The sequence below is a fragment of the Desulfosporosinus sp. FKA genome, assembly GCF_002196785.1.
GTDB classification, from domain to species: domain Bacteria; phylum Bacillota; class Desulfitobacteriia; order Desulfitobacteriales; family Desulfitobacteriaceae; genus Desulfosporosinus; species Desulfosporosinus acididurans.
The window spans coordinates 12,992-26,260 of the sequence record NZ_NAHZ01000034.1; the positions used below are offsets into that span (position 1 = coordinate 12,992).

10 protein-coding genes are annotated in these 13,269 nt (G+C 41.7%); all 10 read right to left on the reverse strand.

Annotated elements, in window-relative coordinates; genetic code table 11:
• Window positions 1-35 precede the first annotated feature (35 nt).
• Complete coding sequence (gene rph, locus B5771_RS21255; protein WP_088189332.1) at window positions 36-2,732, reverse strand: rifamycin-inactivating phosphotransferase; 2,697 nt, start codon at window positions 2,730-2,732, stop codon at window positions 36-38.
• A 67-nt stretch (window positions 2,733-2,799) separates the two neighbouring features.
• Window positions 2,800-3,423 (reverse strand): TetR/AcrR family transcriptional regulator, encoded by a 624-nt coding sequence (locus B5771_RS21260; RefSeq protein WP_088189710.1) that lies wholly within the window; start codon window positions 3,421-3,423, stop codon window positions 2,800-2,802.
• A 319-nt stretch (window positions 3,424-3,742) separates the two neighbouring features.
• Complete coding sequence (locus B5771_RS21265; protein ID WP_088189333.1) at window positions 3,743-5,743, reverse strand: M56 family metallopeptidase; 2,001 nt, start codon at window positions 5,741-5,743, stop codon at window positions 3,743-3,745.
• 19 nt (window positions 5,744-5,762) lie between these two features.
• Complete coding sequence (locus B5771_RS21270; protein ID WP_088189334.1) at window positions 5,763-6,131, reverse strand: BlaI/MecI/CopY family transcriptional regulator; 369 nt, start codon at window positions 6,129-6,131, stop codon at window positions 5,763-5,765.
• A 482-nt stretch (window positions 6,132-6,613) separates the two neighbouring features.
• The gene (locus B5771_RS21275) at window positions 6,614-6,979 is read right to left on the reverse strand and encodes a PqqD family protein (protein WP_088189335.1); all 366 of its coding nucleotides are present in this window, start codon (window positions 6,977-6,979) and stop codon (window positions 6,614-6,616) included.
• An 8-nt stretch (window positions 6,980-6,987) separates the two neighbouring features.
• Complete coding sequence (locus B5771_RS21280) at window positions 6,988-8,913, reverse strand: oligopeptide transporter, OPT family (RefSeq protein ID WP_047811283.1); 1,926 nt, start codon at window positions 8,911-8,913, stop codon at window positions 6,988-6,990.
• Between the two features lie 270 nt (window positions 8,914-9,183).
• On the reverse strand, window positions 9,184-10,134 hold the full coding sequence (locus B5771_RS21285) for a hypothetical protein (RefSeq protein WP_088189336.1): 951 nt from the start codon (window positions 10,132-10,134) through the stop codon (window positions 9,184-9,186).
• A 134-nt stretch (window positions 10,135-10,268) separates the two neighbouring features.
• Window positions 10,269-11,042: an ABC transporter ATP-binding protein gene (locus B5771_RS21290; RefSeq protein ID WP_088189337.1), complete on the reverse strand. Its 774-nt coding sequence runs from the start codon at window positions 11,040-11,042 to the stop codon at window positions 10,269-10,271.
• Entirely contained in the window at window positions 11,039-12,088 is a 1,050-nt protein-coding gene (locus B5771_RS21295; RefSeq protein ID WP_242966927.1) for an iron ABC transporter permease, read from the reverse strand. Before B5771_RS21295 ends, B5771_RS21290 begins: the two co-directional genes overlap by 4 nt.
• Window positions 12,089-12,097: 9 nt before the next feature.
• Window positions 12,098-13,201 carry an ABC transporter substrate-binding protein gene (locus B5771_RS21300; RefSeq protein ID WP_088189339.1) on the reverse strand — a complete coding sequence of 368 codons (1,104 nt, stop codon included), beginning with the start codon at window positions 13,199-13,201 and terminating at the stop codon, window positions 12,098-12,100.
• Window positions 13,202-13,269 lie beyond the last annotated feature (68 nt).

Below are 13,269 nucleotides of genomic sequence, written 5' to 3' on the forward strand. Positions count from 1 at the left end.
TGCTATAGCTTTCTAAAATTGAAAGGAATACCACTCTAGTGTTCTTTCTCCGAAAGTATTTCCACATATCCTTCGCTACCATTTACTCGGATCTTCTGTCCGTCCTTTATCAGCGTAGTTGCATTTTCGACACTTACCACTGCCGGAAGACCATACTCCCTGGCAACGACTGCTCCATGAGTCATCATCCCTCCAACTTCCGTAACCAATCCTTTGATTGATACAAATACCGGCGTCCAGCTAGGGTCGGTGAAAGTAGTGACTAGAATATCCCCTTCCTCGATTTGGGCATCCTCTATTCTGAGTATTACTCTTGCCCTTCCCTCAATAATTCCCGCTGAAACAGGCACCCCAGCCAAAGCACCTTCTGGGATATTACTTGTGTCATATTCACCGGAAATAACTTCTCCGTCAGAGGTAATGACACGTGGAGGGGTAAGCTTATTGTAAATCTCATAGTCTTCTTTTCTGTTCTTGATCATTTGATAATCGATTTCGTTCGTTTCTATAACTTGTTTCAGTTCCTCAAATCTAAGATAATATATATCCCCAATTTCTTCCAGACGCCCCCGCAGAACTAAAGCTTCCGCCTCTTTTATAAGAACTTGCTTCACAATCCATTCATACCAAACCAGGATATATTTATTGAACTCACGATATCCGGCATAATTGCGAAGAACACTGATTGCTTTCTTAGTTCTTTTAGCTTTCCAGCTGCCACCTGGCAGCTGCTTAAGCCTGTCAATAATATCCTGCTCTTTCTGCTTAGCCTCCTTCAAGCCTTGCTCGAATTTGGCAATATGCTCATTCGGCGGATAAACTTTAATATTGCCAAGGATCAGAGAAGCCAATATAGAAGGTTTCTCATTCCAGCGAGTTCTGCTGATATCTATTTCCGCAGAGCAGCGCATACCATATTTTTTCAGATACCCTCTTATGGCCTCACTAACCTCAGGCCCTCCCTCTAAATTCGCTAGATCCTCTAATAAGGTTTCATCACTCGGGTTTTCCAAATAGCTTATGACCTCCGGGTACTTTCTAACGACATCGGAGACATCCAAAAGTTCAAGGCCCATTTCCGAGGTAACATTATTGGCTACAGATTGGGCAAGAGTATCCGCTGCATTCTTTTCCCCTAACCATTTCTCCATATGCTTATTAAGCCAGTTCGTCGCATAGGCTCCGGCAAAAACAACTCCATAAGTGTCAAAGATCATATCCTTTAATTGAACCATGCTTTGATCAATAAAATCAAAAAGTTCCTTTCCAGAAATCGTCTGAGCCTGCCGTTCCAAGTCCGTTAAGGCTGCCCTATTACGGGCCATAAATCCTTCAACAATAGCAGAATCATTTTTTCTATAGCAGTCTATCGTCTTAAGAAGCCAACTGGCAATCACTTTACCTCCAACCATTGGCTTCTTACTTTTAGCGAGATGTTTCATGAAATCTTCTCGTTTAATTAGATTGTAAAAGGCTTTTTGCATAAGCACATCGATGGCCGATAGCCCTTTAACAAAAGACTTTCTCATAAGCGGTGATCTCATTTCGTTAGAGACATCGACATATATTCTTCCGCCGGCTTCATACATTGGTGAGCCAGTCATCTGTTTAAATAATACCTGAAAGAACGTTATGCTTAAGGGAGACATGGCCTCAGTCATCATCTGTCGGTGACCGAAAGAAAAGAAGACATGGTTCTTATCTGTATTTACTTCCGGTACAGGATACAATGTTGTTATCGGGCGGCTTTGGACAATATAGATTTTATCTTCAGAGGAAAGGGACCACACCTCATTCGAGGGATTGGCTCCTGGGTCTGAGGAATGTCCCCAACTAATGCACCACTCGATATCCTGCGGACGGCCAAAATGCTTTTCGATTTTCCTGCCCATTTGTTCCAGCTGTAATATCTGCCCTTCTGTCAGGGTTGGCGTATTCTGTCGGGCAATATCAATTTCTTTCTTTTCAGTTCCCCCTTGTTTTAACCCATAGATGGCTAATTTCTTGCTTGAAATCTTCTTATCAATGATCACGCCTTCTTTAACTTTATAAATATCAGCATTCACTAACCCTGACACTAGTGCTTCACCTAGACCGAAACTGGCGTCAATGGAGGTGATTTTTCGATTAGCGGTTACAGGATCTGCCGTAAACATAACCCCTGAAGCCTGTGGAAAAACCATCTTTTGAATAACCACAGAAAGATAGACCTTGCGATGGTCAAAGTGGTTTTGAAGGCGGTAAATCACCGCTCTGTCCGTAAAAAGTGAGGCCCAGCACTTACTGACGTGGCGAAGAATAGCATCTTTTCCTATGATATTTAAATAGGTATCCTGCTGTCCCGCAAAAGAAGCCAGCGGTAAATCTTCGGCAGTCGCACTTGACCGAACGGCATAAGCATTCTTTTCCCCCAACCTTTTAAGGTAATCCATAATCTCTTCGTCTATATCCTGGGGAATTATTATTCCTTCGATTAAATTGCGGATTTTCCCATTGATTTCACTAACCTTTTCCCGATCCTCCGCTTTAAGGAAAGATAATTCTTCGACCAGGCCGATAAACTCCGCATTATTCTCCACGATTCTTCTATAGGCTTCCGTTGTAAGACAAAAACCCTCAGGAACCTGGATTCCTTCAATTCTTGACAACTCTCCCAGATTTGCCCCTTTGCCTCCAACTATCGTAATCTGTGTTTTATCGATATCCTCAAAGCTTAGTAGACATGAATTCATAGCTATTCCCTCCCATTTACTACTTATAGAAATAACTATCCAAAACTGACCAACAGATAAATTTAACTTACTTAATTCGTACAAATTCCTCTTTATATAAGTTGTTTTTAAGCATATCTAAGCATTCATTTAATTCGTTCAACATAGTATCAAAATCAAACACTGATTGATTGGATAGTTGTTTGGTATATCCATCAGCTATCCAGGAAAGCATTTTCATTACAAGTTTAAGATCAACCTCGTCTTTAAACTTAGAAGTATCCACACCTGCAAAGGCTATTTTATTTCTGAAATCGTCTCCGCCAGCTAAAATAGCTTTTATATCGTCTTTTACTTCTTCATCATTTTCAAAGTACATACTCGCTAAAAAAGAGGGTATGGCAGCGTGCTTTTTCATAACGGAAACTTCAATTTGTGATGACATTTTAATTCTGTCAAAAAAATCAGTAATGCTGTTATCAAACTTTTCATTAACTTCGTTCATCATGACAGAGCCGCACAAATTAATCAGGTAGAGATATAATGATTTTTTGGTGCCAAAGTAATGAAATACCATAGCCTTGGAAATTCCAGCTGCAGCAGCAATATCACTAACAGAGGCTTTTTTATAGCCATTTGAGCCAAACATTCTAAGAGCTGCATCAATGATGACATTTTGTTTCTCTCGAGGTAAACTTAAAAATTTCTCCAAAATCTCACCCCCAAAGTCTTTCAACCGAATCGGTTGATGCAAGTATACCCCTCTAAACCGATTCGGTCAAGAGTATTCCCTATGAACTTAAAATAAATGCACAGAAATACAAAAAGCCAGTTCCCCACTTTGAGGAAACCAGCTTTGTTATTTTAACGTATACCCTATAAAAATGAAATGACTATTGCACGGATTACTATACATCATGTCATTATGGGAAATTTCAATGAGTTAAATTATCAACTTCCCCATTCATAATATTAGGCAAAAATTGCTGTATCTTTTTCACTATCTCACCAACTTTCAAACTTTAAACTTGCTACTGTTTTAAATAGGCCCGTAAAATTGATTCAACTACCTTATCCACTTCAGATTCCTGACCTGTCATATAAATTATACATTCCAAACCATTTCCGGGAACAGTAAACTTAGCAGCAGGCAAATTCTGATCATAGTTCTTTTTACGCAGCAGAACTTTAGTTGTACCAATTTGTTTCGTATCAAAATCAGAGTCTGGCGTTAACAAGGGCGTAGATTTTCCGAAGGGTTGATCTCCCTTGCCTATCTCAATACTTATAATCGAATCTCTTGCTGTATATAACAACGAGAAAACTTCCGACTTTTCATTCCCTTCAATTTTTATCCTAGAGGATTCTGCCTGGAATTCAAACCCCTGCGGAATGGCGATATCTCCCGGTTGAAGGGTTTCAAAACTTAACCCCTCGGAAGCCGTAGGACCCGATTTATCAATATAAAAGTTTGAAGGAGGGCTATTCGCGGGAACAGCTAAACTTTCGCAGATTTTCTTCAACTCATCGAGAGAAATACCCCCAGCATGTCGGGTGCCAGCCGTATACTCAATACCATTCTTTATGAATTGAATAGCATTGGCATTGGCATTTTCACTCTCATACAGTGTTGCTGGCACATCACCAATTTTGATTTGCGTTTTTGTTCCTTGATCCATACCAGCAAAATAGATAGGTTTCATCCCTTTTGGGCTTGTTGTCTCGTGGATCATAAAAAATTTCTCGCTGCCGCCATATCTAGCTAAGTAACGGCTAACATTATTGCTTGGAGGGGTAATTTCCTTATAAGCTGACGAATCTGTAAACTGATATCCTGCAGTGTAACTAGGAAGTAAGGGGGTAAAAGAAAGGGACTTATTGTAATCAAAGTTTCCCTCCATTACAGGAGATGATCGATTTAACTGAACAGATTGTTTCGGGGTGTTACCCCCCACAACAGAAGTACTATCTGATAGTGAGTTAGTACACCCGACCAAGCCTAAACTAATGAATAAAACGACCGCAGTACATTTCCATTTCAAAGTAGCTTTATGAAAAGACTTAATCATTTTGATTCTCCTCTTAATTTGTTGATGGTTTTTATTTCCCAAAAAACCTGTAGTTCCTGGAAACTGTGAAGATTGAACAGATGTAACTAAACTGATAATAGAAAAGCCATAACTTTGATACTCTTCCGGCTTCAAAAAGCTTAGGGTATCGACATCGCAAGCTAACTCACAGTCTTCACGCATTTTGGCAAAGGAATACCAAATTAAGGGGTTAAACCAATGGGCAATCTGAGCAGCAACGGAAAGCCAATTAATAAGTATATCTTTTCTTTTATAATGCACTAGTTCATGGATAAAAATATGTCGTAAATTTTCTTCTGTCAGTCGATTTACCAGGGATTTTGAAAGAAGAAGTTTGGAACTGAATATTCCGTAGAGACATGGCACTTCAATCTTATTCGTGATAATTACTGGCAGATTATTTTTAAGGCCCAGTTTACGGGTACACTCTTCCATAAGTTCTGCCATCCTTACGTCAGCTACGGATGGCTCTCGCCTCACTTGAAAATAAAATGCTAAATTGTAAACAATTACACTAATTGCTAAAACTATAACTCCAACTAGCCATACAATTGTTAATATCTTGCCATACGATAAATCCTTTAAGATAGAATCTTCTGCTTTGGTATTCCTTTGCTTGTTGATGGTAGACTGCCCCTCGGTTAACAGAACTTCTTTATCATATCCCTCGCTGATTTGATAAACGTTATCATTTATCTTAAGATTAACATCTTTGGCCATAGGAATTGAAATCGAATTGGGCATTAAACCATAAACGCTCCAAGGACTTTGAATATTGTAAGGTATAAGTAAGCGAAAAATTAACAGCATCCAAATCGCATATCGCCATTTTGCTTCAAGTTTATTCCTTAGGGCAAAGTTTACCAGTAAAATTAGAACTGCCATTATACTCGCCATAACAGACGTTTTAATAATCCAATGGAAAACTAACTCTAGTTCCACTAAAATCACCCCGCTCGGATTATTTATCTTCTAATAGTTTCTTAAGTTCCTCTATTTCTTCCATTGACAACTCTTCGTTTTCTATAAAATTTTTCACGAATAGATTAAGAGAACCATTAAAAACACGACCTAAGAATGATTTCGCTTCTTCTTTAGCACATTCATCTTCAGAAACTAAAGGATAATATGAATATCCTCGGCGTGCAAGGTCATAGGATAAGGCTCTTTTGGCAACTAACCGACTAAGTAAGGTCTTAATTGTTTTAGGTTTCCAATCAGTTGTCCCATTCAGTTTTTTAATAATATCGCAGGAACCCAGAGGAGACTCCTCCCAAAGCACTTTCATTACCAACCATTCAGCATCGGTTATTTGCGGAATGTTCTTCAATATCTCCACCACCTACATTTGTAATCCGTTTATAAGTAGAGCCTACAACTGTAGGCGTTAATTGTCAAGCTTTTGTGAACACATTCGGTAAATTTTATTTGTTAGTATAATGACTTAAATTTATCTCCAAATTCTTTTACAAAAGTACCATTTCCCAAAATTATACATAGACGAACTTATCAACAAGACAAAGTCGTATCTTTTGCAACATGAATATAACTCTGATATCTGGTCTATTGATCTTCAAAGCAATCGGACTACTGCCGTTTAATATAACTATAATTGATAAGCTTATAGTCAAATCCCGGTTCAACTTTCTTTAAGTTAAACCGGGATCTATCTGCTGGGCATTATTACATTATTGTCTTATGTTACTTAGCTAATTCGTAAATTGCATGAGTGTAGATCTTGGCATTAAGCACTAAATGTTCTATTTTAATATATTGATTAGCTTGATGGTCAAGATCCTCTTGCCAGTCTGTTTAATCCCCCTGTAGCTGCGGACCTCTCCTAAACAAGATCCAGCCTTTTTTGTTAAGATAGTTCAAATAGGCAATTAGTCTTTGATACTTGGGATCAAACTCAGTCCCAAAGAGTCTTTGCAGTTTTTGTCCGATCTCGAACACCGTACACTTGCCATCAATAAAGGACCAAACCTGCGAGCCTACTTCATCCAATTCAACATCGCTAATGTACGGCTTTTTTACCAACCAGCGAGCAAACTTCTCAATCAGTTTATCATGTTCAAAGAAGAGAAACACCTTTCCGTTTCTTGATTCCCATTGTTGGTGTTGTTTCCATGGGATGTAACATAGATAATTATCTTCTCTGTTTTTCTTCTTAATCATAGATATTCTCACCCATTCTGTTTCGTATCTTTCTTGACAGTAACCCGGTACATCCAGACAGCTAACAGAATATAAAGAAGCATTGCCGTATAAGGGCTGCCGGTAATTCCCGGTAAAATATTAGCTCCAAAGCCGATATTAATACTCAACGTAGCAAATACCGCAATCACGATGCCCATAATCGCATCCCCGGCGACAAGCCCGGAGGCCAGCAGAATTCCTTTTTCCACCTTTTCCTTTAATTGATCACTATTGTTACGGAACTTCCGATCAACAAAAACTCTGATCAAACCTCCTACTAAGATACCTGCACTGAGATGAATCGGCAAATAGAGACCAAGTGCCACAGGCAAAACCGGCAATCTCATTAAGGCGCACATCACTCCGAACGTAACACCGATAATAACAAGGATCCAGGGTATTTGACCGGTCATAACACCTTTAACAACCATGGACATCAAGGTCGCCTGAGGTGCAGCCACAGCATCGGAACCAATCCCGTAAGTATGATTTAGCATGAGCAAAACCAAGCCAGAAAAAACAGAGGCGAATGCTACACCGGCATACATGCTGAATTCCACTCGTTTCGGCGTGCCCCCAATGATGTGGGTAGTCTTTAGGGCTTGGGCCGCATCACCAGACACTGCAATGGCAATACAGACAATAGAACCTGCCAGGATAGCAGCGACCATCCCCTGCTGACCAGTTAACCCTGTAGCTTTTAACACAGCCGTGATAAAAAGCAAGGAAGCGATGGTCATTCCGGAAACCGGATTATTGGAAGCACCAACGATTCCGCACATCCGAGCAGAAACCACGGCAAAGAAGAAGGCAAAAATAACCACCAGAAGCGACCCAATCGGTCCGATAGAAATCATAGGCAATAGCCAAGCAAGAAGGAATACAAAAACTGCCGCCCCAATAACCCAAATAATCGGCGCATCTATATCTGTACGTTTATCGCTGACAGTTCCTTTGCCCAGTCCCCCCATCGCTGATTTAAATGAGCGGCCAATCGTAGGCAATGATCTGCCTAAACTGATAAATCCACCTGCTGCCACAGCCCCTGCTCCCACATATCTGATATAACTGCTCCAGATCGCTGAAGCACTCATTTTCGAGATCAAGGTCGTGGAAGGGAACAATGGTGTAGTAAGCCCTGCACCTACGTATTTGATTAAAGGAATTAACCCGAACCAGGCCACCAGTGCACCGGCAAACATGTATAGAGCAGCTTCGATACCGATGATAAAGCCGACGCCGGCAAGCGATGCCAATGTATCGACACCAAAGACAGTACTCTGCAAAGGTTTGATTGTCCATTCCGGTTCTTCCATCCAGAGCGCAAAGCCACCGGATAACAGTTTATAACCGCCGCCATACAACAAACCTGTAAGTACCGTCTTAAATCCAGTGCCGCCGGAACTGCCGGTAGCCAGGATTTCGGCAGCTGCCATACTTTCAGGAAAAATAAGTTTCCCGTGTTCTTCAACCGTCAGATATTTACGCAAGGGAACGACGAAGAAAATACCTATCAATCCCCCGAGCAATGTAGCGACTATGATCGTTGATAATTTTAACTCTAACCCCCAAATAATAATAGCCGGTAAAGTAAAAATTATCCCGCCCGCCAAAGCTTCACCCATAGCGGCAATGGATTGAATCATGTTAGCTTCTAAGACATTGTTGTGTTTAAAAAGTCCTTTAAGTATTCCGGTAGCCAGGACCGCCGATGGAATCCCAGCGGCAATTGTCATTCCTACCTTAAGTCCGAGATATGTATTGGCGGCAGCAAATAGTGCGGCAAATAAAACCCCCATGACTAACGACACTACTGTGATCTCAGGCATGGCTTCGCTGGCAGGTATGTATGGGATGTAATCTTCTCCATTGACTCCACCGTAAGCCGAATGATCCAAACCTCTCTTTTCCATTCAATTTACCTCCTGGCTTAAATTTTAATATTTCGACATCATTTTATAGTATTCTGCATTTTGCGCTCAAATATCAAAATAATTATGCGACACCGTTTTTATACAAGTCTTTTATGATTTAAAGCTTTTGAGAACACCGTTAAGATAATGTACATACTGATCCTTTACGCTAAGAAACCCCCATCACGAATGATGAGGGTTTCTTTGGCAGTCAAGTGGAACTACTCCCGCTTAAAGTGGGAGTCTTACGATTGGATAACATATATTATCTTACTCGGAAGCCTTTAAATCGAAATTCTCCTGCTTGTTATTCCATTTAACTGTAAGCGTATAAACATTATCTTTTGGAGGCATCGCCCCGCTCCCACCTATCCCTCCAAAACCAAGTATTACACCACCATAGTTCGCAGCACTATCATTTCCAGTGAATCGGCTTGCATCAAACCCCTTAGAATCCGTTCCCCCAAATTCATCAATGGCAGACTTAAATTCATAACTAAAATCTCCCTGAATATTACCAGGATCCCCTTTAAACTCCATTACGGGTTGCCTATGATTCCAGCAATCATCTCGGAGAACCCCTTTATCATCTGTCCAAAAGTGATTGTAATAATTTACGATGACTTTTCCTCGCCAATTATTTCCTTCTCCTCGATACACTATTTGTTGTCCTTCATTTAAATTATAAAAAATTGCCTTACCTAAGTTCCTTAGTCTCGGTGAAATTTTCTGCGCATACTCTTCGCCGGGAAACTGACTCAAACAAACAACTATGATTGTATTTTTGGCGGCGTAGGCTCGATTATATTGCCATTTGGGCGAAAACATATTTAAGTTTGAACCATTACTTTTTTTCTCATTAGTGTCTTGCCATTGATCATAGATTGTATCCCTCTCCCCAATAGAAGTAAACTTATAGATAAATAGCATTCCATCAAAATTCTTAATTTCATAAATTTGGGGTTCAACTTGAGCCATTTTGTAATCAGCTGGGCTCACCATTGAATTTGAAGTTAATGACAAACCGGATTGCTCGACGGTACGTTTAACATCTGTTACTGAGAGAATATCTTTACTAACCGCACTTCCTTCTCTATTCCATACAAGACTAATTCCAAGGCTGGCAAAAATGATTAGAACGAGCCCTATGAACCATGTTACTTTAAGTCGCTTCTGCCACTTCTTAAACGTATCATCCTCAGGTAAAGAGTATTTCTCCATCTTTCAGTCCTCCATTCCTCAGAATATCTGTATGAAGTTGATACATACTCGATGACATACCAATTTTTAGAAATTCTCTATGCTTCTATTGATTACCTCCACAGTTAGGGGCCTGATTCATCAAATCTTCTCCCTTAAATCAGCGGAACGCAGGCCTTGACTAAACCGCCGGGCACTGGCGTGCTGGTTATTTTTACGCGAACGCCATATACTTCCTGAAGATTTTCTTCCGTCACTATTTCGTCGGGTCTGCCTATCTCAAAACCTTCTTTACGGAGCAGGGCTACCTTTGAGGAGCATAAAAAGGCGTGATCTGGGAAATGAGACGTCATTATGACTCCTATTCCCCTGGAGCTTAGCTTTCTTATCTGCCGAAGCACCAGCATTTGGTTGCCAAAATCAAGATTAGACGTCGGTTCGTCCATGACAAGGAACTGAGGCTGCTGAGCAAGAGCTCTGGCTATTAAGACCATCTGCCGCTCACCTCCGCTTATCTCAGTATATATCCTGTCTTTGAGATGCATTATACCCAACTCTTCCATTACGTCTCTGACAATGGCCCTGTCCGCCAGGGCAGGAGTTGAGAAAGAACCCAGGTGAGCCGTCCGTCCCATGATAACCACATCTGAAACAGCGAAAGGAAAGGGAGGAGTATGGGTTTGGGGAACATAACCTATGACCTGAGCATATTTTTTCCTTGACCATTTGCTGATATCTTCTCCGTCCACTTTAATCGAGCCTCCCCGCAGCTTCAAAAAACCGAGCACAGTCTTAAACAGTGTGGTCTTACCCACCCCATTAGGGCCGAGCAGGCAAAAAATTTCCTTGGCTGAAACGCTGAAAGAAATTCCCTTTATCACATCTCTCTTACCGTATCCGCAAACAGCGGAACATACCTCCAGCTTCATTCCCAGGAGCTCCTTCCTTTAAACAATAAATAGATAAAAAACGGGGCACCGATAATTGCCGTTAAGATGCTCAAGGGTATTTCAGTTACGAGCACCGTCCGGGCAACGTCGTCAACAAGCAGAAGAAATGCCGCTCCCATCAAGACGGAAGCGGGCAGCAAAACCTTATAGTTCGGCCCGACGATAAGACGAGCTAGGTGAGGGATGATCAAGCCCACCCAGCCTATCATACCTGAGATGGCTATTGATGCTGAAGTAAGCAGAGTTGAGGCCATTATTAAAATAACCCGGATTTTCAAAGTATCTATTCCCAGGGCCTTGGCTTCCTCATCGCCGAATGAGAGAATGTTTATTTTCCAGCGCAGCAGAAAAAGTATCACTAATCCGAGCAGAAAGGGAAAAATCATCATCCAAACCTGTTTCTGCGTCGACGACGTGAGTCCGCCCATTAACCAGAACGTGATTTCGGGAAGTTTATTGTTTGGGTCAGCCTCATACTTGATTACCGAGGTGAAAGCGGCGAAAAGGCTTTGCACAACCATGCCCGTAAGTACGAGAATAAGCACAGCATTCATATTTCGTCCTATAGCCTGCCCTAGAAAATAAGTTAAAGCGACGGCCGCTATTCCGAAGAGAAAAGCGGTTAGTTCAATGCCTATAATATTGTAATTGTTCAGGATAGCGAAGGCTGCTCCGAAGCCCGCTCCGGCCGATGCTCCCAGGATATCCGGAGAAACCATAGGGTTCTTAAAAACTCCCTGATAAGCAGCGCCGGAGCCTGCCAAAGCCGCCCCTACCATCATGGCGCACAAAATGCGGGGAATCCGTACGTTGAATAAAACCTTCTCCAGCGTATCCGGCCAGGTCGGGGCCAATCCAAATAGCTTACCGAAAAGAATCTGCATAAGCTGCGGCAGCGGAATTCCGTATCTTCCTAAACTGAGGGATACTAAAAAAGCAACAAGGGGTAAAAGGGCTAAAGCCGTCATCACTGAAATTAACGGGAACTGTAGAGAAGTTTTTAATTTGTTCTCTGATTTTTTCATACTGCCCATTTAACCATTGATCAGAGAATCTGCCTGGGCATCTGTGATCTCTACCCCGTAGAATGTCTTGTAGAAATTTTTAACATCACTCTTCAAATCAACTTTGACATAATCCGGATACAATTTGGCCGCCAGCCATTCTACGCCTATAACTCTCGCAATGCAGGGAGGACGGTCAAACCAGCCGAAAGGCAGCGAAGCAGGTACGTAAATTCTCTTGTTCTGAACGGCTTTAACGTCGGCCCAGGTTTTGTCGCTATAGATAGTTTTAAGGAAGTCGCTCCCGCCCATCCGGGAGTTGGCCAGAATAACATCGGGGTTCCATTTCAAGACCTGCTCCATGGAAACTGAAGCACCTTTGCCTGTCGATGATGTGTCCATAGTGACAACATTGGTTGCATTGACGAAATTAATGACCTCAGTATGCATTGAATCGTTGCCATCCGTTTTGAGGCCATCCGCGCTTTCAGCATAATAAATTTTGACCTTTTCGTCGGCAGGGACTTTGGCGACCATAGCGGCAGTTCGATCGAGAGATTTCTGAACATAATCGGCCAACATGTTTCCTCTATCTTCCACGCCAAGTATTTTCCCCAGCAAGCGGTAAGAAGCAGCGGTCGATTTCAAGGCACTGTCCATTATTACAACAGGGATTCCAGTTTGCTTGCCCAGCTCAGTTACCATGTCGCTGGTTTGACCATTGTAAGCAAAGTCCAAAATGATGTCGGGAGAAAGGGCGGTGATTGCTTCCGTATTGAACGTGTTTTGACCGCCCATATTTCCGCCCAGAACTTGAAGGTTTTTGTATTTAGGGCTTATGTATTTAAGCTCGTCCTCCGACATCTTGGAGTTCCAGCCCAGCAGCTTGTTCGGGGCTAAGGTATAGACAATGTAGGTCCCGATCGGGCTTGTGCAGAATACTTTGTTGACTTTAGCCGGGATCTTAACTTTATTGCCCAGCATGTCGGTTATTTCCCGCTTATCCGACGCTGCGGCTGAAGGTGACTGCGAGGCCGGCTGTGTGGCGGAAGTAGTTGAACAACCTGCGATAGAAAAGGTCAGAATAACAGCACATATAGCCCAGGCGATAAATTTAAACCGTTTACTTTTCATTTCGACTCTCCTCAATCTATATTTTTTTGTTTATGTTTGTTTATATTTGTTTTACATAATCCCGATCT

What these genes read in the sequence shown, in the direction of transcription:
- B5771_RS21290 (WP_088189337.1), bottom strand. Translation starts at nt 11,042, where the DNA reads ATGAAGCTGGAGGTATGTTCCGCTGTTTGCGGATACGGTAAGAGAGAT.
- B5771_RS21285 (WP_088189336.1), bottom strand. Translation starts at nt 10,134, where the DNA reads ATGGAGAAATACTCTTTACCTGAGGATGATACGTTTAAGAAGTGGCAG.
- rph (WP_088189332.1), bottom strand. Translation starts at nt 2,732, where the DNA reads ATGAATTCATGTCTACTAAGCTTTGAGGATATCGATAAAACACAGATT.
- B5771_RS21295 (WP_242966927.1), bottom strand. Translation starts at nt 12,088, where the DNA reads ATGAAAAAATCAGAGAACAAATTAAAAACTTCTCTACAGTTCCCGTTA.
- B5771_RS21275 (WP_088189335.1), bottom strand. Translation starts at nt 6,979, where the DNA reads ATGATTAAGAAGAAAAACAGAGAAGATAATTATCTATGTTACATCCCA.
- B5771_RS21300 (WP_088189339.1), bottom strand. Translation starts at nt 13,201, where the DNA reads ATGAAAAGTAAACGGTTTAAATTTATCGCCTGGGCTATATGTGCTGTT.
- B5771_RS21280 (WP_047811283.1), bottom strand. Translation starts at nt 8,913, where the DNA reads ATGGAAAAGAGAGGTTTGGATCATTCGGCTTACGGTGGAGTCAATGGA.